The sequence below is a fragment of the Gordonia sp. NPDC062954 genome (assembly GCF_044543825.1).
Lineage (GTDB): Bacteria > Actinomycetota > Actinomycetes > Mycobacteriales > Mycobacteriaceae > Gordonia > Gordonia tangerina.
The window spans coordinates 221,334-245,993 of the sequence record NZ_JBITWL010000006.1 but is presented as its reverse complement, the minus strand read 5'-3'; the positions used below and the strand labels follow the sequence as shown (position 1 = coordinate 245,993).

Sequence of the window (24,660 nt, the reverse complement as noted above, 5' to 3'; positions counted from 1 at the left end):
AAACGACACGGCTGGCTCACGCCCGCCGCCAAACTCGACGAGCTACTACGATCAGACCCGTCCGATCCTGTTGCAGCGACCGGTTGAATCCGCCATCCGTCGGCGAGCCGGGGAGGTTTCTCTCGGCGAATTTTTGGGTTCTGTCGGCGCGAAAGGGGTCGGCCTCCGTGCTGGGCGCGTGGGGAGGTGAGGTTACGTCTCGGGGAGCGCGCACGCCTGGCCGTCCGACATTCCCATCGGTCGCACCCCGAGGGCCTGGTTGAGCCGACCGCGCTGATTCTCCCACGCGATGGTCATCGCGAGCTCAGCGATCTGACGTCGCGATAGATGGCGCGACAATGCTTCTCGTAGATTAGCGAGGTCGCCCCCGACGGCAGGTGTCAGCGTCATGGCTTCGGCGTAGCCGATGACGAGCTTCTCCAGCTCGGAGTATGCGCTGCTGTCACGGTACCGCGGCAGGTCGCGGATCTGCCGCTCGCTGACGCCGCTGTCGTGGGCGAGCGCAGAGCCGATGTCGAGACAGAACTCACAGCTGATCAGGCCGGCCGCCTTCAGTTCGGCGAGTTCTTTGAGCTTCGGCTCGAGCGCATTGCTGAGCAACAGCGCAGTCTCGTAGAGGCCGGTGGCCGCACCGATCTGCGGACGGCGGCGAAGCCACCCGACCAGATCGCCCCGGTGTCGCTGTGATGACCGAAACGCTCTGCCGAAACCACGGATTCGATTGAGTGCGCGCATCGCCCGACACTAACGCCCTTTTCGCGGCCTCCGTGCTGAGGGCGCGGAAATACCAGGTCAGGCGGGTCGAACCGAGTTGATCGTTTTCTCGACCTCCCAGAATGCGCGCAACGCGCTCATCTTCCCGTCCGCATCGGCGCGATAAGTGAACACACCGTGCGCCTCGGACACGTGGCCGGCGATGTGGGTGACGATCTTTCCCACATAGGCCACCTCGTCGCCGCAGATGATCTCGTCGGCAAAGACGAACTCGATGCTCTCGGTGGTGGCAATCGACTTGTCCCAGAACTCCGCAATCTGTTCGTGTCCGCGGAAGCCCTTACCTTCCGGATCGAACATCGACGGCCCCACCGGATCCTCCACCGACCCCTCGGCGGCGAAGTTGTCCACCCACGCCTGCTTGTCGCGCGCTATGACGAACTCGCGGGACCGCCGACCGGCCAGGACCGCGGGATGATTCTCCCGGTCGATGTTCAGGTAGGCCGGCGATTCCTTTTCTTGCGTGGTCATTTCGTGCCGTAATCGACCTGGAGTTCTTTCACACCGTTGATCCAGCCGTGACGTAGGCGGCGCGGCGATTCGAGTTTACTGATGTCGGGCACGAGGTCGGCGATCGCGTTGAACATCAAGTTGATCTCCATGCGCGCCAGGTTGGCGCCGACGCAGAAGTGGGCGCCGTTGCCGCCGAAACCGACATGCGGGTTGGGATCGCGCAGGATGTTGAAGTCGAACGGCTTGTCGAAGACGTCCTCGTCGTAGTTGGCCGAGCCGTAGAAGAGTCCGACGCGCTCGCCTTCCTGGATGTCGACGCCGCCGATCTGGGTGTCCCGCTTGGCAGTTCGCTGGAAGCAGTTGACCGGGGTCGCCCAGCGGACGATCTCGTCGACCGCGGTGGCGGGCCGCTCGGTCTTGAACAGCTCCCACTGGTCCGGGTGATCGAGGAAGGCATTCATACCGTGACTGATGGCGTTGCGCGTGGTCTCGTTGCCGGCCACGGTCAACAGGATGAAGAAGAAGCCGAACTCGGTCTCGTCGAGGCTCTGACCGTCGATGTCGGCGTTGACGAGTACCGACACGATGTCATCGACCGGGTCTTTCCGCCGCGCCTCGGCCATCGTGTAGCCGTACCCCAGAATCTCGGCCGACGCCATCTGCGGGTCCTCGCCGAATTCCGGATCGTCGTAGTTCATCATGTTGTTCGACCAGTCGAACAGCTTGCCGCGGTCTTCTTCGGGCACACCGAGCAGGTCGGCGATGGCCAGCAACGGAAGATCGACGGCGACGTCATGCACGAAGTCGCCCGTACCCTTCTCGGCGGCCTTGCTGACGATGGTGCGGGCAGCGTTGTCGAGCTTCTCCTCCAACGAATGCACCGCGCGCGGCGTGAACGCCTTGGAGACGAGCTTGCGCAGCCGGGTGTGGTCCGGCGGATCGTGGTTGATCAGCAGCGCCTTGGTGACGTCGAGCTGATCCTGGGTCATCTCGTCGTCGAACCGCATGATGACGCCGTTGGTGGCTGTCGACCAGTCGTCGTTGTTCTTCGAGATCTCGCGGATATGAGCGTGCTTGGACGCCACCCAGTACCCGCCGTCATGAAAGCCGCCGCCCTTCCCCGGCAACTGGGCGTTCCACCAGACGGGTGCCGTCTTGCGGAGCTGTGCGAACTCCTGCACCGGAATGCCCTTCTCGAGCAATTCCGGATTCGTGAAGTCCCAGCCCTCCTGCTCCATGAACGGATAATCAGCCATAGCGCCCCCCGATTCGGCGCCGGTCGTCGCACCCTGTGCCTGGGTCACGTCACACCACCTCGCTCTGAGATTTAGAACCTGTTTCAATCTCATTAGAGCACATTGTGACGCCGATGACAGTCCTAGATTGAAACTTGTTCTAGTCTTCTCACTGCGCGCAGTTCGTGACGTGGGGCGATGGTAGCAATCAGCATTGCCACATCCGATCCGCGGCATCGGCCCGGCGTTCGCCGAACCCGTCCGTGGACTCGAATGAGAACTTGTTCTAATTTGGATGCGAGATCGAAACCACACAGAAGAGGAGTCAGGCATGGGTGTGCCGGTGATCGTGGAGGCGGCGCGTTCGCCGATCGGCAAGCGGGCCGGATGGCTGTCGGGTCTGCATGCCGAGGAACTCCTGGGGATGACCCAGCGTGGGGTGATCGAGAAGGCTGGGATCGATCCGGCGATCGTCGAGCAGACCATCGGCGGTTGCGTGACGCAGGCCGGGGCGCAGGCTGGCAACATAACCCGCAAGGCATGGTTGTCGGCGGGACTGCCCGACCACGTGGGTGCGACAACCATCGACTGCCAGTGCGGTTCAGCCCAACAGGCCAATCATCTGATCGCCGGGCTGATTGCCAGTGACACCATCGATGTGGGCATCGCATGTGGCGTCGAAACCATGACGATGGTCCCGCTGGGCGCGAATGTCGGCACTGATGCCGGTCCGTACCACGCGGACTCGTGGAACATCGACATGCCCAACCAGTTCGCATCCGCCGAACGGATCGCCGAGCGACGCGGCATCACCCGGGCAGACACCGACGCACTGGGCGAACGCAGTCAGCGATTGGCCAAGCAGGCGTGGGCCGAAGGCCGGTTCGACCGGGAGGTGCTCTCCCTCAAGGCTCCCGAGCGCACCAAGGACGGTGAGCTCACCGGAAAGATCCTCGATGTCGGCCGCGACCAGGGACTGCGTGACACCACGATGGACTCGTTGGCAGCGTTGAAGCCGGTGATCGAGGGCGGCATCCACACGGCAGGCACGTCATCACAGATCTCCGACGGCGCCGCGGCGATCCTGATCATGGATGAGGCCAAGGCTCGCGCACTCGGTCTCACGCCGCGCGCACGGATCGTGGCACAGGCACTCGTCGGCGCCGAGCCCCACTACCATCTCGACGGCCCGGTGCAATCCACCGAGCGAGTGTTGGAGAAGTCGGGGATGTCGTTGTCGGACATCGACATCGTGGAGATCAACGAGGCTTTCGCATCGGTGGTCCTCAGTTGGGCGCAGGTTCACAAGGCCGACATGGACAAGGTGAACGTCAATGGCGGCGCCATCGCATTGGGACATCCGGTGGGCAGCACCGGTTCCCGACTCATCACCACCGCCCTGCACGAACTCGAACGGAGCGACAAGCAGACCGCGTTGATCACCATGTGTGCCGGCGGGGCGCTGTCGACCGGCACCATCATCGAGCGCATCTGATGCCCGTCATGGATCCGACCAACCGGCCCAAACAGCTGGGGTCGCCGGTGGTGCAACGCCTCATCAAGGTGGGTTCACGCCTGAACACCAAGCTGTACAAGGCAACCGGCGGCCGACTCGGCAAGTACTGGCGGGTCGGCGCCGGGTTCGGCAAACCGGTTCCGGTATGTCTACTCACCACCACCGGCCGCAAATCGGGTGAACCGCGCACGGCGCCGCTGATCTTTCTCCGCAAGGGCGACACGTTCATACTTGTCGCGTCGCAGGGTGGGCTGCCCAAGAATCCCGCGTGGTATCTGAATCTGGTCGCCGATCCCCGGGTGACGATCCAACTCGGGACGGAGACCTTCGATCTCACGGCCCGTACGGCATCGGAGTCCGAGCGCGCCGAGCTGTGGCCAGAGCTCGTCGACACCTATGCCGACTTCGACACCTACGCGGCCTGGACGGAGCGGACGATTCCGGTGGTGATCTGCGAGCCCCGCTGAACTCGTCCGCTCCCGTCCACCCATCCCACCGACGGAGCGGACGATTCCGGTGGTGATCTGCGAGCCCCGCTGACGCTTCGTGATACTCACCGGCCGGCAGGCATCGCCCGCACCGCCGCACCTGCCCACGCGTCGAGAAAACCCCGCACATCGTCGACCGAGCGCTGCGACCCACCCGGGTCGAGCACCATTGATTGCAGTGTGCGCAGAACGATCTCGATGATCACCTCCAGATCGTCGTCGCCATAGCCACGCGCCGACCAGTCGACATCCATCCGGTCGATGATGGACCGGGCGAAGTTCCGGCCGAGCTCCGAGGTGAACTCGCCGACGATCGGCGCGCTCACCCGGTCCGCTCGTAGAAGCAGGCCGACATAGTCGTCGTCACGCAGTTCTGCGAGCACGCCGGTCAGCCCCTCGACCACCGCGACATCGGGGGCATCGATGCCACGCAGCCGTGCCGCCATCCGGTCGAGTAGCGCGTCGACGGCGACCACCGCGGTGGCGGCGAGCAGTTCGTCGGTACCGGCGTAGTAGCGGTAGACGGTTTGCCGGGTGACCCCCAGTTCACGGGCCACGTCGGCCAGGCTGGTGGCGGCACCCCGACGGTCGATGGTTGTCCGGGTCGCCTCCAGGATGCGGGCCCGCGCCTCGGCGTCGTTGACGGGCACCTGTCCGCCCCAACCGTGGGTACGCATCAGCCACGTGCCCCGTCGCCGCCTACCCCACCACGCCAGCTCATGACGAGTCAGCCTACCGGCGAGGCACAAAGAACCGGCGACTTCCGCGAGACCATACATATTTCTTCCTAGTGTATGGTGTGGTGACAGCTGACACATGTCGTTGTCGTCGGCGCGCACTGCCGCCGTCATCAGGAGGTTTCCTTTGAGCACAGCCACCGGCCTGGGCACCATCCGCCCGGGATTCGACTTCACCGACCCCGACGTGCTGGAGCAGGGCATCCCGATCCGCGAGTTCGCCACGCTGCGCAGAACCGCGCCGGTGTGGTGGAACGCCCAGCCCGAGGGCACCTCCGGGTTCAGTGACGGCGGATTCTGGGTGATCTCCAAACACGCGCACATTCGGGAGATCTCGAAGAACAACCAACTCTGGTCGACCAACGCCAACGGTGCAATCATCCGGCTGCCCGACTACGTCACGCCGGATCAGATCGAGTTCACCAAGGCGTTGCTGGTCAATCACGACCCGCCCGAGCACACCCGGCTGCGCAAGATCGTCTCGCGCATCTTCACCCCGAGAGCGGTGTCGATGCTGGAGGAGAACCTGTACACCTCGGGCCGACGTATCGTGCGCGAGGCGGCCGAGAAGGGTTCGGGCAATTTCGTCGACGACATCGCCGTGCACCTGCCCTTGCAGGCGATCCTCGACCTCATCGGCGTTCCCGAGCCCGATCGCCCTCGGATCCACGAGTTGGTCGACGCGATCATCAACAGCGATGACCCCGACCAGACCATCGACCCCACCACAGCGAATGCTGAGCTGCTCGGGTACGCCTATCAGATGGCCGAGGAGCGTCGGCGCAATCCCACCGACGACATCGTGACGACGCTGATCGAAGCGGATCTCGACGGCGAGGCACTCGACGAGGCGGAGTTCGGTTTCTTCGTCATCCTGTTGATCACTGCCGGCAATGAGACCACCCGTAACGCGACCACCCACGGCCTCAACGCATTCATGGACAACCCCGCGCAGTGGGATCTCTACAAGGCCGAGCGCCCGGTGACCACCGTCGACGAGATTCTTCGGTGGGCGTCGCCGGTGCACGCGTTTCAGCGCACCGCTCTCGCCGACACCCGGATCGGCGATCAGGACATCGCGAAGGGCCAGCGCGTCGGCCTGTTCTACAGCTCAGCAAACTACGACGAGGCAGTGTTCACCGATCCGTTCACCTTCGACATCACGCGCGATCCCAACCCGCATCTTGCGTTCGGGGGCAGCGGTGCACACTTCTGCATCGGCGCCAACCTCGCCCGCCTCGAACTGAATCTCATCTTCAACGCAATCGCCGACGAACTACCCGACATCACCCGCATCGGCGACATGCGTCGCGTCCGTTCCGGCTGGCTGAACGGAGTGAAGGACTTGCCTGTCCGCTATTCGAGTTGACCGGCGTCAGGTACCGTCGTGTGAGGTAGGCCACACTGCGGTGGTGTGGGGATCGCGAGGACCTCATGACTCTCTCGACCGAAGACAGTGCTCACCAGATCGATTTCACCGATCCGGCATTACTCGAGCGCGGACTGCCGTTGCGCGAGTTCGCGCAACGCCGCGCCACGGCGCCGGTGTGGTGGAATCCGCAACCCAACAGTCAGCGGTTCTTCGACGACGACGGATTCTGGGTGATCAGTCGCCACGCCGATATTCGCGCGATTTCCAAGGACACCGACACGTGGTCGAACTGGGCCAAGGGTGCGGTGATGCGGATGCCGGAATCCTCGACCCGCGAACAGGTGGATGCCGGGCGCATGTTCTTGCTGAACATGGACCCGCCACAGCACACCCGGATGCGCAAGATCGTGTCACGGATGTTCACTCCGCGGGCGGTCGCCTCCCTCGACGACGGGCTGCGCGCACATGCGCACCAGTTGATCACCGCGGCGGCCACACACCGGACAGGCAACTTCGTCGAGGACATTGCCGTCCATGTCCCGCTGCGCGCCATCCTCAACCTGCTCGGTGTGCCCACCGCCGACCATGAACACCTCTGCGAGTTGGCCGATTCCATGGTCAACCCGGACGACCCGGACAGCAGGCACGACCCGTTCACCGCTCACGTCGAGATGCTGTCTTATGCCTACGCGATGGCCGAGGACCGCCGCGCGCACCCCCGCGACGACATCGTGACGACCCTGGTGCAGGCAGACATCGACGGCCACGCCCTCGACGAGTCCGAGTTCGGCTTTTTCGTGATCCTGCTCGTCATCGCGGGCAACGAGACCACCAGAAACGCGATCTCGCACGGTCTCAACGCTTTCCTTGATCATCCGGATCAGTGGGAGCGTTATCGGCGGTCGCGGCCGGCCACCACGGTCGACGAGATCATCCGGTGGGCGACGCCCGTGCACTGCTTCCAGCGCACGGCACGCGTCGACACCGAGGTGTCGGGAGTTCCGATCGCAGCCGGCCAGCGAGTCGGATTGTTCTACAGCTCAGCAAATTACGACGAGGAGGTGTTCGACGACCCGTTCACGTTCGACATCACCCGCGATCCGAACCCGCACTTGAGTTTTGGCGGCAACGGCGCCCACTTCTGTATCGGCGCCAACCTCGCGCGACTGGAGGTCCGAACCCTGTTCGACACGCTCGCCGACCTGGTCCCCGACATCACCAAAATCGCTGAACCGCAACGCGTCCGCTCCGGCTGGCTCAACGGCGTCAAGGACCTGCAGGTGTCCTACGGCCAGGCGTCAACCGCCGGCTGAACAGCCGCGATCGCGCCAAGACCTACGCCGCGAACTGCGCGCGCAGCGCCTTCTTGTCGGGCTTACCCAACGCAGTCAGCGGCAGCGAGTCGGTGAAGATGACCTGTTTGGGTGACTGCACCGAGCCCTTGCGTTCTTTGACCGATTCCTGGATCTCGCGGGTGATCCGCTCCTTGGCAGCATCGTCGCGCTCGGCATCGGACCGCAACACCACCACGGCGGTGACAGCCTCACCCCACTTGTCGTCGGCCACACCGATCACCCCTACCTGGCTGACCGAAGGATGTTCGGCCACCACGTCTTCGACCTCGCGCGGGAAGACGTTGAAGCCACCGGTCACGATCATGTCCTTGGTGCGGTCGACGATGTACCAGAATCCGTCGGCGTCCTCGCGGGCCACATCACCAGTCCGTAACCAGCCGTCCCGGAAGGTCTCCGCGGTCTGCTCGGGCAGACCCCAGTAGCCTCCGGCCAACAGCGGTCCCGCCACACAGATCTCACCGGGCTCCCCTTGGGAGACGGGTTTGTCGTCGGGTCCGAGCAACGCGGTCCGCAGGAACGCCGACGGACGCCCGCAACTGCTCAGGCGGCGCGGATCCTCGCCGGGTTTCGGGTGGTCGTTCTTGCCGAGGTAACTGATCACCATCGGCGCCTCGGATTGCCCGTAGTACTGGGCGAAGATGGGACCGAACCGTTCGATGGCCTCGGCGAGGCGCACCGGATTGATCGCCGAGGCACCGTAATACACGGTCTCCAGGGACGAGAGATCGCGGGTCTTGGAGTCCGGGTGATCCATCAGCGCGTACAGCATCGACGGTACGAGCATCGTCGCGGTGATGCGTTCTTCTTCGATGACGCGCAGCACCTCGCCCGGGTCGAACTTGCCCATCACCACCATGCACCCACCCTTGATCAGGGTGGGGACAAAGAATGCCGCACCCGCATGCGACAGCGGCGTGCACATCAGAAAGCGCGGATTCTCCGGCCACTCCCATTCGGAGAGTTGGACCTGGGTCATCGTCGACATCGCCCGTGCGGTGCCGACGACCCCCTTGGGTTTGCCGGTGGTACCACCGGTGTAGGTGATCGATACGATGTGTTCGGGCGGGAGTTCGGCGGCGGCCAGCGGCCTGGGCGAGAAGTTATCGGCCTCGGCGATGACGTCGCGACCGTAGGCGGCGAGTTCTTCGGGGACGGGGCCGAGGGTGAGCACCTGCTTGAGGCTCTCGACGCGGTCGACCAAGGCCACCGCTCGCTCCACGAACATCGGCACAGGGTCGATGACCAGAGTCGTCACCCCTGCATCGGACAGCACATACGCATGGTCGTCGAGCGAGCCGAGGGGGTGCAGCGCGGTGCGCCGCCAGCCCTGCGTCTGCCCGGCACCGATGACCAGCAACACCTCGGGACGGTTGAGTGCGAGCAATCCCACCGTCGACCCGGTGCCCGCACCGAGGGATTCAAAGGCCTGCTGATAGCGACTGACCGCGTCGGCCATCTGCCGACCGGTGAGTTCGGTGTCGCCGAGGAACAGCACCTTGCGGTCGGCATGGCGACGCAATGCGGCCACCAAAAGGTCACCGAGATGGGTGCCGCCGCGCAGATGGTCGAACTCGGTCATCGAATCCTGAAGATCGGTCATGGTCATCCAGACTAGGACGTGTTTCAGATTTTCGGAAGAAAAGACGACAAAGATCGTCTATGAAGTGCATGGACCTATCGCTGCGCACGTATAATACTGACTAGAACATGTTGCATTTTTTGCTTTCAGTCGTTCGCCGCACTCATCACCCCACGTCGCGGAGCCTGAACTAAGATCGGTGACCATGACCGATCTGGATCTGGCCACCTCCCGCCGCGACATCACCGATGCCCTGCTGACTGCACTCGAGCGCCGTCACGAGGTACTCGACGCCATCGTCGACGCCGACAACCGCAATGAGGCCGTCGATGCCGTCGCCAAGCTGCTCGACAAGTCCACCCTGGGCGCCGAGGCCATTCTCAGCATGTCGTTCTACCAGCTCACCAAGGACGAGCGGCGCAAGAACCAGGCCGAACTCGACGACCTCAACAATGCGCTGACCTTCACCCTCGCCGAGCGTCCCGCCAGCAGTGGTGATTCGCTGGAGCTGCGACCGTTCGACGCGACCGCCGACGCCGATCTGTTCGCAACGCGCACCGAGGAGCTCAAGGTCGCCGGCGACGGTTCGGGCACACCTGCCGGTGAAATCTCCGACGAGATCGCCAAGGCAACCGAGCGCGTCCACAACGAAGACGCAGTGTGGCTCGTCGGCATCGACGGCGGCGAGAAGGTCGGATTCGTGTTCGGCGAACTGACCGGCGGCGAGGTCGACGTGCGCATCTGGATTCATCCCGACCACCGCAAGAAGGGCTACGGCACCGCCTGCCTGCGGAAGTCACGCTCGGAGATGGCCGCGTACTTTCCCGGCGCGCACATGGTGGTCCGGGCGCCGAGCGCGTAGTCCCGACCCCCGGTCAGCCCCGGGCTGCCATCCCTTCGGCCCGGGTGGCCGCGGCATTCACGCGGGTCAGCACCCCGTGGAGTTCCTCGAGGACGCCGAGGTCGACGCCGAGCGCGTCGATCACGGCGGGCGGGATGTCCAGGGCTTGCTCTCGTAACGCTCGTCCATCGTCGGTGAGCGCGACGTCGACGTTGCGTTCGTCATCGCCGCGACGCTGCCGCAGGACCAGGCCCGACGACTCGAGCCGTTTGAGCAGTGGCGACAACGTCGCCGAGTCGAGCTGCAACACCTGTCCGAGATCCTTGACCGCACGCGGCGAGTCCTCCCAGAGTGCCAACATCACCAGATACTGCGGGTGGGTCAGCCCCAGGGGCTCGAGTAGTCGACGATAGATCTTCAGCACCGACCGGTTGGCGACCGCGAGAGCGAAACACACCTGCCGTTCCAGCAGCAGCGGATTCGCCTCTGCACCTGCGATGTGCACCTCGGACATGCCGTCACCGCCCGCGATACTTGCGGTGATACTCCTGGTACAGGTCTGCGTTGCGCTCCTTCTCGCGCTTGTCGATCAGATCGGGATCGAGACCGTGCTGTTCGAGCCGATGGCGACGGTAGACCCGGTTGAGCGCCAAGGTGAAGAACACGTACGCGATCGGGATCGGTAGCGCCATGGTGATCCGGACATCCCACGATGCCGGCACGAACAGGAACGGCAACATCAGGATGAGGACGGGCACGGCCCAGCGGACCACCATCCGCAGGGTCGCGTGCCGACCGGCCAGGTCGTTGGCGACCCAGTCGTTCATGGACCTCGGCATCCTCGCGCCGTAGATGTAGCGGATGTATTGCAGCCCGCGCGGACGATCGGCCGATGGTGACGTTTGCACGAATTGATCGTACACGATCGAATTGTGCGGGCGTGATCTCGATACGCCTCCTCACTCCGTTCGTCGGCTACTCGATCACCGGACAAACGCCCCTCACGGAATGCTCGGTGGTCACAGAGCCCGCGAGCCCCTTTCGCCGCTGGTCGAGTAGCCTGCGAGCCCCACCTTCGCTGGTCGAGTAGCCTGCGAGCCCCTGGGCGAGCATGCGTATCGAGACCACAGCACCCGAGCGCCCCTACCCGCGCCTGCGCGGCACCCCGAATCTCGCGACGATCGCCCGGATCCGGTTGTCCTCGTCGACCACGAACGACTCGTGCACATGCGCGGCCAACCCGAGCATCTTGGGCCGCACATGCACCCAGTACCGCGTGGCCACCATGTGGCCGTCGACATCCGCCGAGAACTCACTGATCCGGTGGATCAGCCGGAATTGCGGCCCCCGCCGGAGACCGCGCGCGATGTGCGGCCCGTTGCGGCCGGTCTTGAGGGCCAGCTCGACCCGGGTGCACTCCGGATGCAGCGACACCCCGGACGGATCGTGGCTGACGAGCGCGTCGACGTAGGCACGCGCGGCGGCGACGCGTTGCGCCGCCCGTTCGGGGTCCAGGTCCGGCGTCACGTCTACCGCGCGCCGTAGACCGGAACGGGCACCGGCGACTTCGCAAGGAGTTCTTCGACCACCGCACCCAGTTCGCCCGGCGCCCAGCGCGATCCCTTGTCCTGCTCGGCACTGCGCTGGAATGCGTCGATGACGGTGACCTTCCCGCCCTCGACCTCGAAGACCCGTCCGGTGACCCCGGCGGACTCCGGCGAGCCGAGCCACACCACCAGCGGCGAGATGTTCGCGGGATCCATGGCGTCGAAGGAGCCGTCGGCGGGTGCGGCCATCTGCGCTGCCATCGCCTCGCCGGCACCCATGGTCATCTGAGTCCGCGCGGACGGCGCGATCGCATTGGCCGTCACCCCGTAGCCGGCCAGCTCGGCCGCCGCCTGAATGGTCAGAGCGGTGATACCGGCTTTCGCCGCCACGTAGTTGCCCTGCCCCACCGACCCGAAAAGGCCTGCGCCCGATGAGGTGTTGATGATCCGAGCGGTTCGCGGACGACCGGCCTTCGATTCGGCGCGCCAGTATGCGGCGGCATGATGCAGTGTCACGAAATGCCCCTTGAGATGAACCCGCACCACAGCGTCCCACTCGTCTTCGGACATGGCGACCAGCATCCGGTCGCGCACGAATCCTGCGTTGTTGACGATGATGTCGAGCCCACCGAAGGTGTCGACGGCGCCGGCGATCATGTCCTTGCCCGCATCCCAGTCGGCCACATCGGACACGACCGGAACAGCCTTACCGCCGGCGGCGACGATCTCGTCGGCCACGGCATGCGCCGAGTTGGTGTCGAAGTCGTTCACCACCACGCGTGCCCCCTCTGCGGCGAACGCGAGTGCATGCGCTCGACCGATGCCCTGCCCGGCACCGGTCACGATGGCGACACGTCCCTCATTCAGCTTGTCAGCCAACACTTCTCCCCTTCATCATTCGCCTCGACCGAAGTCGGGCGGTTGCTCATACCTTGTTGTCGGCGGTCGCCGCGGCCAGGAAGGCCGGTCGCTCACCACCACCATGCACGGTCAGCGTTGAACCGGTGATGTAACCGGCCAGCGGACTGAGCAGAAACGCGACGGCGTTGCCGACGTCTTCGGGCATCGCGAGTCGCTGCATCGGGATCGTCTCCCCGACCGCTGCGATGCCGGCATCGTCACCGAAGTGCAGATGCGCCTGTTCGGTCAGCACCGATCCGCACACCACGGAATTGATGCGCACACGTGGCGCCCATTCGATGGCCAGTGACGTCGTCGCGTTGTCCAGTCCCGCCTTGGCCGCACCATAGGCCGACGTGCCCGGGGACGGCCGGTGGCCGCTGACGCTCGACACATTGACGATCGCACCGCCGCCGGACTGCTCATGCATCACTGCGTGTGCCGCGCGCGCGACGGACAACGGGGCGAGCAGGTTCAGCTCCACGATTTTGCTGGTGAACCGCGGCGAGGCCTCGGCGGCCAGCGCGAACGGCGAGCCCCCGGCATTGTTCACCACCCCGTCGAGCCGACCGTGCGCCTCGACGATGTCACGCACCATGGCATCGACGGCGTCGGCATCGCGCACGTCGCAGGCGATGAACTCGACGTCCGAGTCGGCTCCGGGGTGCCGACCGCACACCACCGGAACCGCGCCGAACTCGGCCAGCACGCGCGTGATGCCCGCACCGACCCCGCGCGTCCCGCCGGTGACGAGCACGACCTTCTTGTCCAAACCCAAGTCCGGTCCACGCGCGGCAACCGAAACGGCACCGGCGCCGACGACGCCCTGACCAGCGGCCTGCCCGTCTGCCTTCATGAGTGCTACCCTACCAAACAACCAAGCACTTGCTTGGTTGTGTTTCGCAGACCCGAGAGGAGCAGGTGTGCCGATCACCACGACACGCACCGACAACGGGATCGTGACGGTGACCGTCGACTACCCGCCCGTCAACGCATTGCCGTCGGCGGCATGGTTCGAGCTGGCCGACGCCATCACCACAGCCGGCGAGGACATGGCCACCCATGTGGTGATCCTCCGAGCCGAGGGGCGCGGGTTCAACGCCGGCGTCGACATCAAGGAGATGCAGGCGACCGACGGGTTCGACGCACTGATCGGCGCCAATCGGGGATGCGCGGCTGCCTTCTCCGCCGTCTACGACTGCAAGGTGCCGGTGATCGTGGCGGTCAACGGCTTCTGCGTGGGCGGCGGGATCGGACTGGTCGGCAATGCCGATGTCATCATCGCTTCCGACGATGCTGTCTTCGGCCTGCCCGAGGTGGACCGCGGCGCCCTCGGGGCGGCCACTCACCTGGCCCGGCTGGTACCGCAACACATGATGCGCACGCTCTACTACACCGCGCAGAATGTGACCGCCCAGCAGCTCGAACACTTCGGTTCGGTCTACCGCGTCGTGTCCCGGCCCGACCTGCTGGACGCGGCGATGGAGGTCGCCGAGCAGATCGCCGCCAAGGACACCCGAGTGATCCGAGCCGCCAAGGAGGCCATCAATCACATCGATCCGGTCGACGTGAAGAGCAGCTACCGACTCGAGCAGGGCTTCACCTTCGAACTGAACCTCGCCGGCGTCGCCGACGAGCACCGCGACGCATTCGTCAGCACCGGTAAGGCCCTCGACAGCGCCGGATCGAACAGCAACGGAGGACGCGCCTGATGACGGCCACCCCGACCGACAAGACCAGTTCCCTCGACGACGTCATCGGCGAACTGCGTGACGGCATGACGATCGGCATCGGCGGATGGGGCTCGCGGCGCAAGCCGATGGCGCTGGTCCGTGCGCTCGCCCGCTCCGACGTCAAGGATCTGACCGTCGTCACCTACGGCGGCCCGGATCTCGGATTGCTCTGCGCGGCAGACAAGGTCCGACGCGCCTATTACGGCTTCGTGTCCTTGGACTCGGCGCCGTTCTACGACCCGTGGTTCGCAAAGGCCCGCACGTCGGGCACGCTCGAGGCCCGTGAGATGGATGAGGGCATGGTCAAGTGCGGTCTCGAGGCCGCCGCCGCACGACTGCCGTTCCTGCCGATCCGCGCCGGACTCGGCTCGGACGTGCCCAACTTCTGGGACGGCGAACTGAAGACAGTCGATTCCCCCTACCCGGCGGCCGACGGGAGGACCGAGACCCTGATCGCCATGCCCGCGCTGCGCCTCGATGCCGCATTCGTCCATCTCGATCTCGCCGACAATCGCGGCAACGCCGCCTATACCGGCGTCGATCCGTACATGGACGACATCTTCTGCGGTGCCGCCGAACGTCGCTACCTGGAGACCGACCAGATCGTGTCCACCGAGGTGCTCGTGAAAACCGTTCCCACGCAACGACTGCTACTGAACCGGATGAATGTCGATCGCGTCGTGCATGCACCGAACGGCGCACACTTCAGCTTTGCCGGCGAGTACGGCCGTGATGAGAAGTTCCAGCAGTTCTACGTGGAATCGGCCAAAGACCCGGAGACGTGGGCGGCCTTTGCCAAGCGCTTCCTCGAGGTCGACGAGGCCGACTATCAGCGCGCCGTCACCGAATGGCGCAGCGAGCAGGAGGACAAGCAATGAGCACCGCCGCCGATACGAGTTCTTCACCGACCGAGCCAGTCGAAATCACCCGCGCCGAGATCTGCGTCGTGGCGTGTGCCGAGATCTTCTCCGGCGCAGGCGAGATCATGGCCTCGCCGATGGCACCGACCCCGTTGATCGGCGCCCGCCTGGCCCGACTGACCATCGAACCCGACCTGCTCATCACCGATGGTGAGGCACTCGTCCTCGCCGACACCCCGCCGATCGGCAAGTCCGGACCCATCGAGGGCTGGATGCCGTTCCGGAAAGTCTTCGACGTGGTCGCCTCGGGACGTCGCCACGTGGTGATGGGCGCCAACCAGATCGACCGCTACGGCAATCAGAACCTGTCGGCCTTCGGGCCGTTGCAGCATCCGACCCGCCAGATGTTCGGCGTGCGCGGCGCGCCCGGCAACACCATCAATCACCCGACGAGCTATTGGGTGGCCCGCCACACCACGCGGGTGTTCACCGAGCACGTCGACATCGTCTCCGGGGTCGGTTACGACAAGGTCGATCCCGACAATCCGGCGTTTCGCTATCTGAACATCCCGCGGGTGGTCACCAATCTGGGCGTCTTCGACTTCGAGGGCCCAGAACACACCATGCGGGCACGGTCGTTGCATCCGGGCGTCACGGCCGACGAGGTCGCGGAGAACACCGGGTTCGACATCGCCGGTCTCGCCGACGCTCCGAACACACGTCTACCCTCCGATGAGGAGCTGGCTCTGATCCGGGATGTCCTCGATCCCAAGGGTGTACGGAATCGAGAAGTGAAATGAGTGCCGCAGCACGTGCGGCGGGATTGTCGACCCGATTCACCGAACTCGTCGGCATCGAGTACCCGATCGTGCAGACCGGCATGGGCTGGGTGTCCGGGCCGTCGCTCACCTCGGCAACCTCGAATGCCGGCGGGCTGGGCATCCTCGCCTCGGCGACGATGACCTACGACGAACTCGAAGCGGCGATCGCCAAGACGAAGTCGTTGACCGACAAGCCGTTCGGCGTCAACATCCGGGCTGATGCCACCGACGCACCGCAGCGGATCGATCTGCTGATCCGCGAAGGGGTGCGAGTGGCGTCCTTTGCCCTCGCACCGAAGCAGGAGTTGATCGCGAAGCTGAAGGAGAACGGGGTCGTGGTGATCCCGTCCATCGGCGCTGCCAAGCACGCGGTCAAGGTGGCCTCGTGGGGCGCCGATGCGGTCATCGTGCAGGGCGGTGAAGGCGGCGGGCACACCGGCCCGGTGGCCACCACCCTGCTGCTGCCGTCGGTGCTGGACGCTTTGGGAAGCAACGGTATACCGGTGGTGGCAGCGGGCGGCTTCTTCGACGGCCGCGGCCTGGTGGCTGCGCTGTCATACGGCGCCGAGGGAGTCGCGATGGGCACCCGATTCCTGCTGACTGCCGACAGCGCCGTCCCCGACGCCGTCAAACAGGAATACCTGGGCCGCGGTCTCGGTGACACCGTGGTGTCAGTGAAAGTCGACGGCATGCCGCATCGCGTCCTGCGCACTCCTCTGGTCGAGGCCCTCGAGAGTGGCAGCCGCGCCAAGGCGTTGATCGCAGCGGCCCGCAACGCCAACGAGTTCAAACAGTTGACCGGCATGAAGTGGACGACGATGCTCCGCGACGGACGCACGATGCGCAAGTCCGGCGAGCGCAGCTGGCAACAGATCATCATGGCCGGCAACACCCCCATGCTGTTGCGGGCCGGTCTCGTCCAGGGAGACACCCGGGCCGGGGTGCTCGCGTCCGGTCAGGTGGTGGGCATGATCGACGATCTGCCCAGCTGCGACGAACTGGTCCAGTCGATCATGACGCAGGCGCAGGGCCGATTGAAGGCGCTCGGCACGTTGGGGTGACGGCGGGCGCCGTGAGCCGGCTCAGGCCTCGGCGATGTCCGCGTGCCGCACTCGCAGATCCTTCTTGAGGATCTTCCCGCTGGGGTTCTTCGGCAGCGCGTCGGCGAGTACCACGTATTTGGGTCGCTTGTAGCCGGCGAGAACGCCCGCCACATGGTCGGACACTTGCTCCTCGGTCAGCGTCACCCCCTGTTTGGGCACGACGACTGCGGCCACTGCTTCGATCCACTTCGGGTGCGGCACACCGAACACCGCCACCTCGGCGACTCCGTCGAGCAGATAGATGGCCTCCTCCACCTCGCGCGAGGCCACGTTCTCACCGCCGGTCTTGATCATGTCCTTCTTTCGGTCCACCACCGAGAGATAGCCGTCGGCATCGATGATGCCGAGGTCGCCGGAGTGGAACCAGCCGTTGCGGAAGGCGTCCGCGGTCTTGTCCTCGTCGTTGTAGTAGCCGAGCGAGGCGTGCGGGCTGCGATGCACGATCTCGCCCACCTCACCGGTGGGGACCGGATTGTCCTCGTCGTCGACGACCCGGGTCTCCACGTTGAGCGCGGCACGACCGGCCGAGCCCGCTCGGTCGAGTTGCTCGTGTGGCTGCAGAATCGTTGCCAACGGCGACATCTCGGTCTGGCCATAGAAGTTCCACAGCGAGACGTCGGGGAGTCGCTCGCCGAGTTCACGGAGTACTTCGACGGGCATGGCGGACGCGCCGTAGTAGCCCTTGCGCAACGACGACAGGTCACGCCGGTCGAAGTCCGGGTGCCGCAACAGCGAGATCCACACCGTGGGCGGACAGAAGAGTTTCGTCACCTTCCGTTGCTCGATCGTCTCGAGCATCGCCGCGGGGTCGGGCCCGGGCAGGATGATACTGGTGGCGCCGAGGTAGACGTCGACCGACAGGAAGCAGTCGAGCTGCGCGCAATGGAACAGCGGCAAGGAGTGGATCTCTACGTCGTCACCACTCATTCCGCCGTCGATGGCACACGAGACATACTGGCTGATCAAGGATTTCGATGACAGCAATACACCCTTGGGTCGCGACTCGGTGCCGCTGGTGTACATCAGACGCAGCGGGTCGTCATCGGCGATGGCCACCTGCGGCACGGACTCGTCACCGGTGGTCATCCATTCGTCGACACTCTCCCAGCCCGCCTCCGCGGATACCCCACCCATCGGAATCCAGCCGCGGACGGCGTCGGTCAATCCCGACAACTCCATCGCCTTGCTGACCGTCGGCGCCAGCGCGTCCTCGGTCACCACGACACTCGCACCCGAATGGTCGAGGATGAAACTGATCTCCTCGGGTCCGAGGCCGAAGTTCACCGGGACGAGCACCGCGCCCAGACGCGCCGAGGCATAGTGCAGGACTGCGAACTGCCAGCAGTTGTGGCTGACAAGCGCAATCCGGTCGCCCTTGACCACGCCACGCGACGACAGCGCGTTCGCGCACCGGTTCGCCGCACGGTCGAAGTCGGCGTAGGTCAGCGTCGTGTCACCGCTGATGACCGCGACCTTGTCGGGCACGCGCAATGCAGTGCGACGCAGCAGGTCACCGAGGGTGTGCTGGCGGACCGTGTCGATGGCTGCGGCGGTTGTGGGTGTGTAGCGCTCTGTCATGGCGTGCCCCTTTGCTCGTAACGCAGGTCACACTATCAACGGCTCCGCAGGGACCGCGTGGTGACGCCCGCAAGCTCGGGGGATCAGCGCGGCAGCATTCCGTCCAGCACGATCGACAGATACTGCTCGGCGATGTCGTCGGCCGACAACGCACCTCCGGGCCGGTACCAGCGCACTGCCACCCAGACGGTGTCGCGCAGGAAGCGGTAGGCCAGTTCGACGTCGAGGTCGGCACGGAACTCACCGTCGTCCACGCCGCGCCGCAGCACCGCGTGCCAGAGCTGCCGGAACTCGGTGTTGAGTTCACCGATGTAGCCGAATCGCTCCTGCGCCGCAAGACGTTTGGCTTCGTCCTGATAGATGGCGACCGCATTGCGCTGCGCATCGATCGATTCGAACGACGCGACGACGAGCCGACGCAACGTCTCCGCGGCGGTGAGACCGGCCGCGGCGATCTCGCGGTACCGGGCAAACAGATCCTCGAGGAAGCCGCGCAAGATCTCGTCGACCATCGACTCTTTGGAGTCGAAATGGTGATACAGACTTCCGGACAGGATCCCCGCGGCATCGGCGATGTCGCGCACCGTGGTGGATCGCAGCCCTTGTTCGGCGAACATCTGGCCGGCCGTGGCCAGCAGCTCGTCACGTCTGGTGGAGCCGGTGACGGTGCCGGTACGTGGGGCCATGGGTTCACCCTAGCAAGCGCTTGGCCGGGCCCGCGCGATGCGAACCCGGCCAAGCGAGCGACTCCCGGTGAGAAGTCCTGTGAGAGAAACTTACGTCAGCGCTTCTTGTTCTTCTTGATGGCCTTGCGGTTGAAGCGCGCCCACATCTTGAGCTGACCGTTGGTCATCTTCTTGTCCCGATTGGTGAACGGGGGCGACATCATCTCGGCGATCGAGACCGGCAGCGTCGACACCGTCACCGCGCGCGCGTGGCTGAACGTCTCGAAGCCCGTGCGGCCGTGGTAGGCGCCCATGCCACTCTTGCCGACACCGCCGAACGGCAGTTCCAAGCTGAACAGATGCGTGGCGAAGTCGTTGGCGTTGACCGAACCGCTGCGGGTGCCGTCGATGAGCTTCTTGTAGTTCGCGTTGTCGTCGCCGGACCAGTACATCGTCAGCGGATGCGGGTGGCTGCTGATGTGGCTGATCGCCTCGGACAGCTCCCGGTACGGATACACCGTCAGCACCGGGCCGAAGACCTCGTCCTCTTCGATCTTCATGCCGGCCTTGACCCCGGTGAGCAGCGTCGGCGGGATCTTGCGTGCCTCGGCGTCCGGCAATGATTCGCCGGCCGGGATCACCTGATGCTTGGTGGCGCCCAACTGCTCGGCATCCTCGATCAGACCGACGATGCGGGTGAAGTTCTTCTCGTTGATCGTCGAGGTGTACTCGGAGTTCGACCGGATCGTCGGGAATTTTTCCTTCCACCTCGCGATCACCTTGTCGGTGAACTCGCCGAGCTTGGCCTCGGGGACGAACACATAGTCGGGGCACAGGCAGACCTGCCCGCCGTTGACCATGCGCGCGTCGGCCAAGAACTTCGCTGCCTTGTCGATGTCGGCGTCGGGGTCCACGACCGCCGGGTTCTTGCCACCGAGTTCCAGGGTGACCGGCACGAGGTTCTTCGCAGCCTCCTGCGCGACCGACGAACCGACCTCCGGCGAACCGGTGAAGAACATGTGGTCGACCTTCAGTTTCGCGAAGTCCGACCCCGAGCCGTGCTTGCTGGTGATGACGGCGAGTTCTTCGATGGGGAAGTAGTCCGGCGCATGCTTGGCGATCACGTCGGTGGTGCGCGCGGTGACCGACGACGGACGCATCAGCACCCGGTTACCGGCGGCGAATGCCGAGCCGGCGGGCACGAAGGTCAGGTTCAGCGGGAAGTTCCACGGGCCCATGATGCCGACGACGCCGAGCGGGTCGTGGCGCAGTCGCTGCTTGAAGCCGGCCAGGCCCTGCCCCTTGGCGACATTGACCTCCTTCATCCACTTCTCGGCGTGCCGCCGCTGGTGGGTGAGGTCGATCATGCAGCCGACGATGTCGGTCGCCATCGACAGTTCACGGGGCCGCGATCCGAAGTCGGCCTCCAGGGCCGCCGCGATCTCCTCCGAGTTGTCCAGGAGCAGCGACGACAGGCGAGTGATGCGATCGATGCGGGTCTTCGCGTCCGGGATGCCGTCACGCAGGAACGCCGCGCGCTGGATCTCCAGCAGCTCGGTCATGGAGTGGGCTTCCGACGACACCCGGCCGGCGGCCGCGGTGTTCACCTCTGCTGGTTTGGTCATTGCGATCCTTCGTGTAGTGCCGGTCGACACGAGGGCCTGTTTGAAACAATCCCCCGCACTTGTTCCAGCATACTATGCAGTGCGTCACAGCAGGATATACGACTACATGCGTAGTCAGAAGCCCCCGGCCGACGATGGTGGCCCCCGATCGCCGGCCCTCCAACAACCAGGCGACGGGGCGCAGTCAGCTCAGCCGCTCGACGATGGTCACGTTCGCGGTACCGCCGCCCTCACACATGGTCTGCAGACCGTAGCGACCACCCGACCGCTCGAGTTCGTTGAGCAGGGTGGCGAACAACTTGGCCCCGGTGGCACCCAGCGGGTGTCCGAGCGCGATGGCGCCGCCATTCGGATTGACCTTTGCCGGATCGGCGCCGGTCTCCTTCAGCCACGAGAGCACCACCGACGCGAACGCCTCGTTGATCTCGACCACGTCGATGTCGTCGATCGACAGCCCGGTCTTCTGCAGCGCGTAGGCGGTCGCCGGGATGGGCGCCGACAACATCATCACCGGGTCGTCGCCGCGCACGGACATGTGGTGGATGCGAGCGCGCGGCGTCAGCCCGTACTCCTTGAGCGCCTTCTCCGAGACCACCAGGGTGGCCGACGCGCCGTCGGAGATCTGCGACGACACCGCCGCGGTCAGCCGCGATCCCTCAGCCAACGGGGCGAGCCCGGCCATCTTCTCCATCGACGTCTCGCGCGGGCACTCGTCGACGACGCAGTCCCCGAGCGCCGCGGTCTCGTTGTCGAAACGGCCCTCGGCGATCGCGGCACGAGCGCGCTCGTGGGACTGCAGCGCCCAGCGCTCCATGTCCTCGCGGGAGATATCCCACTTGTTGGCCATCATGTCGGCGCCGTTGAACTGGGAGATCGCGGCATCGCCGAAGCGTTCGCGCCACCCTGCGGATTCTGCGGTAGGCGTGGTGAAGCCGAGTTCCTGGCCGGCGATCATGGCCTGCGAGATAGGGATCGCGCTCATGTTCTGCACACCGCCGGCGACCACGACGTCCTGTGTTCCGCTCATCACGCCCTGCGCGGCGAAGTGGATGGCCTGCTGCGACGACCCGCACTGCCGATCCACGGTGGTCCCCGGTATGGCGAGCGGGAGCCCCGCGGCCAGCCAGGCGGTGCGCGCGATGTTGCCGGCCTGCGGTCCGATGGCATCCACGCAACCGAACACCACGTCGTCGACCACGTTCGGGTCGATCCCGGTGCGTTCGACGAGAGAGGTCAGCACGTGGGCGCCCAGATCCGCCGGGTGGGTCTTGGCGAGCGAACCGTTGCGCTTGCCGACCGGGGTGCGGATGGCGTCGACGATGTAGGCCTGCGGTGTGGTCATGTCATGGCTCCTGTTCTGTGGTCAGGCACGCTGGCTGGAGATCGAGACGACCTCGCCGGTGAGATAGGTGGTGTAGTCGCTGACGAGCATGGCGATGGTGGCGGCGACCTCCCAGACCTCGGCGGCCCGCCCGTACGCTTCCTTGGCAGCGAGTTCGTCGAGGAGTTCGTCGCTGGTCACCTTCGCCAGGAAGGGATGCTTGGCGATCGACGGTGCGATCGCGTTGATCCGGACACCGAAGTCGGCGGCCTCCACGGCCGAGCAGCGGGTCAGCGCCATCACGCCGGCCTTGGCCGCCGCATAGTGCGCCTGGCCGCGTTGGGCGCGCCAACCGAGTACCGATGCGTTGTTGACGATGACCCCGCCGTGATCGACGCCACGGAAGTAGCGCAGCGCCGCACGGGTGGCACGGAAGGTCCCGTTGAGCGTGATGTCGAGGACGCGGTCCCATTCCTCGTCGGTCATGTCGGCGACCGGTGTCTCGCCGCCGAGGCCGGCATTGTTGACCAGCACGTCGATGCGGCCGAGTTCGCCTGCCGCAGCCTCGATCAGCGCATCGACCTGCACGGATTCCTGGACGTTGCAGACGATCTGACCGACGGTGCGATCGGTGAACTCGGCCGCCAGCTTTTCCTGCGCCTCGCCGAGTCGGCGTTCGTGCCAATCGCTGATCACCACGTCGGCGCCTTCGAGCAGCGCGCGGCGCGCGGTGGCGAAGCCGATGCCGGTGCCGGCGGCGGCGGTCACCACGACTTTGCGGCCGAGGAGCAGTCCGTGTCCGGGTGTCTCGGCCGGCGGTGTTGCCAGCGGCGAACGGACGACGGATGGATCGACAGCGGTTTCTGTCACGATCGGGCCTCTCGCGGTAGGCCGAGCACGCGCTCGGCGATGATGTTGCGCTGCACCTCGTTCGAACCGCCATAGATGGTGTCGGCGCGGGTGAACAGGAACAGGCGTTGCCATTCGTCGAGTTCGACGTGATCGGGGTCGGTGATGTCGTTCTCGCTGCCTTCGGCGGTGTGGGTCGGGCCGATCAGCGACGGTGCACCGATGATCGCCATCGCGAGTTCGCCGAGGTCGCGATGCCAGTTGGCCCACAACAGTTTCGACACCGAGGCGGCGCCGGCGCCGGAGACGATGTCGCCGGCGAGGGTGCGTTGGGCATTGGCGCGCATCACCTTCAAACCGATCCAGGCGCGCGTCAACCGTGAAGCGATCTCCGGGTTGTGGGCCGCTCCGTTGCGTCGTGCGATCTCGGCCAGGTTGCGCCATTCCCGCTCGAAGCCGACCTGCTGACCGAGGGTGGAGACACCCCGCTCGAACTGCAGCAGGCCCATCGCGACCTTCCAACCGTCACCCGGTTCGCCGACGATGAGGTCCGCCTCGGTCACCGCGTCGTCGAAGAACACCTCGTTGAATTCCGATGTACCCGTGAGCTGTTGGATGGGTCGGACGGTGACACCAGGCTGCTTGAGCGGTACCAGCAGGAAGCTCAGCCCGGCGTGCCGCGATGAGCCCTTCTCGGTCCGGGCGATGACGAAACACCACTGCGCGACGTGGGCCAGCGACGTCCAGATCTTCTGCCCGTTGATGACCCACCGCTCTCCGGCGTCGTCGAGCGCAGCGTTGGTCGAGACCCCGGCGAGGTCGGACCCGGCGCCGGGTTCGGAGTAGCCCTGCGCCCACAACTCGGTGACGTCGACGATGCCGGGCAGGAAGCGTCGCTTCTGCTCCTCGGTGCCGTACTCGATCAGGGTGGGCCCCAGGAGCTCTTCACCGAGGTGGTTGACGCGCGCCGGGGCGTCGGCGCGCGCGTACTCCTGATGGAAGATGATGCGCTGTTCCAACGTGGCACCCCGGCCTCCGTATCGGGCCGGCCAGCCGAGGCAGGTCCAGCCCGACCGAGCCAGATGACGATCCCATGCAAGTCGCTCGCTGAAGAACTCGTGCTCGCTGCCCGGACCGCCGCGCCCCTTGAGGTGTGCGAACTCGCCGACGAGGTTCTCGTCGAGCCACGTCCGCACGGCACGAGCGAACTGTTCATCGGCATCTGGCACAGATTGCGCCCATTCGCCGAGGTCGACCGCCCGGTCGGCCAGGTTGATCGAGGTCATGGCCGCTAGCTTAGCGCACCAA

General features: G+C 65.4%; 25 protein-coding genes. 9 read left to right on the top strand and 16 right to left on the bottom strand.

The annotated features are described in order from the left end of the window. Nucleotides 1–192: 192 nt before the first annotated feature. Genes ACIGKQ_RS09165 through ACIGKQ_RS09155 form a run of 3 tightly spaced genes read right to left on the bottom strand, consistent with a single transcriptional unit; the run spans nt 193 to nt 2,531 of the window. Nucleotides 193–735: a carboxymuconolactone decarboxylase family protein gene (locus tag ACIGKQ_RS09165; protein WP_396573324.1), complete on the bottom strand. Its 543-nt coding sequence runs from the start codon at nt 733–735 to the stop codon at nt 193–195. 57 nt (nt 736–792) lie between these two features. Continuing rightward, nucleotides 793–1,245 carry a nuclear transport factor 2 family protein gene (locus tag ACIGKQ_RS09160; RefSeq protein ID WP_235726316.1) on the bottom strand — a complete coding sequence of 151 codons (453 nt, stop codon included), beginning with the start codon at nt 1,243–1,245 and terminating at the stop codon, nt 793–795. Next, nucleotides 1,242–2,531 (bottom strand): cytochrome P450, encoded by a 1,290-nt coding sequence (locus ACIGKQ_RS09155; RefSeq protein ID WP_396573321.1) that lies wholly within the window; start codon nt 2,529–2,531, stop codon nt 1,242–1,244. The genes ACIGKQ_RS09160 and ACIGKQ_RS09155 overlap by 4 nt, the downstream gene beginning before the upstream one ends. Before the next feature lie 262 nt (nt 2,532–2,793). Here ACIGKQ_RS09155 and ACIGKQ_RS09150 point away from each other — a divergent pair, with 262 nt between their 5' ends. Both ACIGKQ_RS09150 and ACIGKQ_RS09145 read left to right on the top strand, forming a co-directional pair. Then, nucleotides 2,794–3,957, top strand: a complete 1,164-nt coding sequence (locus ACIGKQ_RS09150) for a steroid 3-ketoacyl-CoA thiolase (RefSeq protein ID WP_235726315.1) — start codon at nt 2,794–2,796, stop codon at nt 3,955–3,957. Next, entirely contained in the window at nt 3,957–4,445 is a 489-nt protein-coding gene (locus tag ACIGKQ_RS09145) for a nitroreductase family deazaflavin-dependent oxidoreductase (protein WP_235726314.1), read from the top strand. The genes ACIGKQ_RS09150 and ACIGKQ_RS09145 overlap by 1 nt, the downstream gene beginning before the upstream one ends. A gap of 86 nt (nt 4,446–4,531) precedes the next feature. Here the strand turns inward: ACIGKQ_RS09145 and ACIGKQ_RS09140 are convergent, their stop codons facing one another. Further along, entirely contained in the window at nt 4,532–5,143 is a 612-nt protein-coding gene (locus ACIGKQ_RS09140) for a TetR/AcrR family transcriptional regulator (RefSeq protein ID WP_235726313.1), read from the bottom strand. A 187-nt stretch (nt 5,144–5,330) separates the two neighbouring features. On the opposite strand from ACIGKQ_RS09140, the gene ACIGKQ_RS09135 reads away from it, so the two are divergent. Both ACIGKQ_RS09135 and ACIGKQ_RS09130 read left to right on the top strand, forming a co-directional pair. Then, nucleotides 5,331–6,572, top strand: coding sequence for a cytochrome P450 (locus tag ACIGKQ_RS09135; RefSeq protein ID WP_396573318.1), 1,242 nt, complete (start codon nt 5,331–5,333; stop codon nt 6,570–6,572). A gap of 65 nt (nt 6,573–6,637) precedes the next feature. After that, on the top strand, nt 6,638–7,888 hold the full coding sequence (locus ACIGKQ_RS09130) for a cytochrome P450 (protein WP_396573316.1): 1,251 nt from the start codon (nt 6,638–6,640) through the stop codon (nt 7,886–7,888). Between the two features lie 22 nt (nt 7,889–7,910). Here the strand turns inward: ACIGKQ_RS09130 and fadD8 are convergent, their stop codons facing one another. Then, complete coding sequence (gene fadD8 / locus ACIGKQ_RS09125; protein ID WP_396573339.1) at nt 7,911–9,509, bottom strand: fatty-acid--CoA ligase FadD8; 1,599 nt, start codon at nt 9,507–9,509, stop codon at nt 7,911–7,913. Between the two features lie 205 nt (nt 9,510–9,714). Between fadD8 and ACIGKQ_RS09120 the strand changes: the two genes are divergently transcribed. Beyond that, complete coding sequence (locus tag ACIGKQ_RS09120) at nt 9,715–10,371, top strand: GNAT family N-acetyltransferase (RefSeq protein ID WP_396573314.1); 657 nt, start codon at nt 9,715–9,717, stop codon at nt 10,369–10,371. 13 nt (nt 10,372–10,384) lie between these two features. Here the strand turns inward: ACIGKQ_RS09120 and ACIGKQ_RS09115 are convergent, their stop codons facing one another. From ACIGKQ_RS09115 to ACIGKQ_RS09095, 5 genes are all read right to left on the bottom strand, one after another. Continuing rightward, nucleotides 10,385–10,864, bottom strand: a complete 480-nt coding sequence (locus tag ACIGKQ_RS09115; protein WP_396573312.1) for a MarR family winged helix-turn-helix transcriptional regulator — start codon at nt 10,862–10,864, stop codon at nt 10,385–10,387. 4 nt (nt 10,865–10,868) lie between these two features. After that, nucleotides 10,869–11,258: a DUF5313 domain-containing protein gene (locus tag ACIGKQ_RS09110; RefSeq protein WP_235726307.1), complete on the bottom strand. Its 390-nt coding sequence runs from the start codon at nt 11,256–11,258 to the stop codon at nt 10,869–10,871. A 235-nt stretch (nt 11,259–11,493) separates the two neighbouring features. Continuing rightward, nucleotides 11,494–11,877 (bottom strand): hypothetical protein, encoded by a 384-nt coding sequence (locus ACIGKQ_RS09105; RefSeq protein ID WP_396573311.1) that lies wholly within the window; start codon nt 11,875–11,877, stop codon nt 11,494–11,496. A gap of 2 nt (nt 11,878–11,879) precedes the next feature. Continuing rightward, complete coding sequence (locus tag ACIGKQ_RS09100; protein WP_266059968.1) at nt 11,880–12,776, bottom strand: SDR family oxidoreductase; 897 nt, start codon at nt 12,774–12,776, stop codon at nt 11,880–11,882. A 46-nt stretch (nt 12,777–12,822) separates the two neighbouring features. Further along, nucleotides 12,823–13,653 (bottom strand): SDR family oxidoreductase, encoded by an 831-nt coding sequence (locus tag ACIGKQ_RS09095; RefSeq protein ID WP_266059967.1) that lies wholly within the window; start codon nt 13,651–13,653, stop codon nt 12,823–12,825. A gap of 67 nt (nt 13,654–13,720) precedes the next feature. On the opposite strand from ACIGKQ_RS09095, the gene echA20 reads away from it, so the two are divergent. Genes echA20 through ACIGKQ_RS09075 form a run of 4 tightly spaced genes read left to right on the top strand, consistent with a single transcriptional unit; the run spans nt 13,721 to nt 17,272 of the window. Further along, entirely contained in the window at nt 13,721–14,509 is a 789-nt protein-coding gene (echA20, locus tag ACIGKQ_RS09090) for a (7aS)-7a-methyl-1,5-dioxo-2,3,5,6,7,7a-hexahydro-1H-indene-carboxyl-CoA hydrolase (RefSeq protein WP_396573308.1), read from the top strand. After that, nucleotides 14,509–15,408: a CoA transferase subunit A gene (locus ACIGKQ_RS09085; protein ID WP_396573306.1), complete on the top strand. Its 900-nt coding sequence runs from the start codon at nt 14,509–14,511 to the stop codon at nt 15,406–15,408. The genes echA20 and ACIGKQ_RS09085 overlap by 1 nt, the downstream gene beginning before the upstream one ends. After that, on the top strand, nt 15,405–16,190 hold the full coding sequence (locus tag ACIGKQ_RS09080) for a CoA-transferase subunit beta (protein WP_235724498.1): 786 nt from the start codon (nt 15,405–15,407) through the stop codon (nt 16,188–16,190). The genes ACIGKQ_RS09085 and ACIGKQ_RS09080 overlap by 4 nt, the downstream gene beginning before the upstream one ends. Continuing rightward, nucleotides 16,187–17,272 (top strand): nitronate monooxygenase family protein, encoded by a 1,086-nt coding sequence (locus ACIGKQ_RS09075; RefSeq protein WP_266059963.1) that lies wholly within the window; start codon nt 16,187–16,189, stop codon nt 17,270–17,272. Before ACIGKQ_RS09080 ends, ACIGKQ_RS09075 begins: the two co-directional genes overlap by 4 nt. Nucleotides 17,273–17,293: 21 nt before the next feature. On the opposite strand, the gene ACIGKQ_RS09070 is transcribed toward ACIGKQ_RS09075, so the two are convergent. The 6 genes from ACIGKQ_RS09070 to ACIGKQ_RS09045 form a co-directional block, all read right to left on the bottom strand. After that, nucleotides 17,294–18,892, bottom strand: a complete 1,599-nt coding sequence (locus tag ACIGKQ_RS09070; RefSeq protein ID WP_396573304.1) for an acyl-CoA synthetase — start codon at nt 18,890–18,892, stop codon at nt 17,294–17,296. A gap of 83 nt (nt 18,893–18,975) precedes the next feature. Next, complete coding sequence (locus ACIGKQ_RS09065; RefSeq protein ID WP_287014744.1) at nt 18,976–19,578, bottom strand: TetR/AcrR family transcriptional regulator; 603 nt, start codon at nt 19,576–19,578, stop codon at nt 18,976–18,978. Nucleotides 19,579–19,673: 95 nt separating this feature from the next. Next, a complete protein-coding gene (locus ACIGKQ_RS09060; RefSeq protein WP_396573302.1) occupies nt 19,674–21,182 on the bottom strand; it encodes an aldehyde dehydrogenase family protein in 1,509 nt (502 codons plus the stop codon). A gap of 184 nt (nt 21,183–21,366) precedes the next feature. Continuing rightward, the gene (locus ACIGKQ_RS09055; protein ID WP_266059957.1) at nt 21,367–22,524 is read right to left on the bottom strand and encodes an acetyl-CoA C-acetyltransferase; all 1,158 of its coding nucleotides are present in this window, start codon (nt 22,522–22,524) and stop codon (nt 21,367–21,369) included. A gap of 21 nt (nt 22,525–22,545) precedes the next feature. After that, nucleotides 22,546–23,373, bottom strand: coding sequence for an SDR family oxidoreductase (locus ACIGKQ_RS09050; protein WP_266059956.1), 828 nt, complete (start codon nt 23,371–23,373; stop codon nt 22,546–22,548). After that, entirely contained in the window at nt 23,370–24,638 is a 1,269-nt protein-coding gene (locus tag ACIGKQ_RS09045) for an acyl-CoA dehydrogenase family protein (RefSeq protein WP_396573299.1), read from the bottom strand. The genes ACIGKQ_RS09050 and ACIGKQ_RS09045 overlap by 4 nt, the downstream gene beginning before the upstream one ends. Nucleotides 24,639–24,660: the final 22 nt, after the last annotated feature.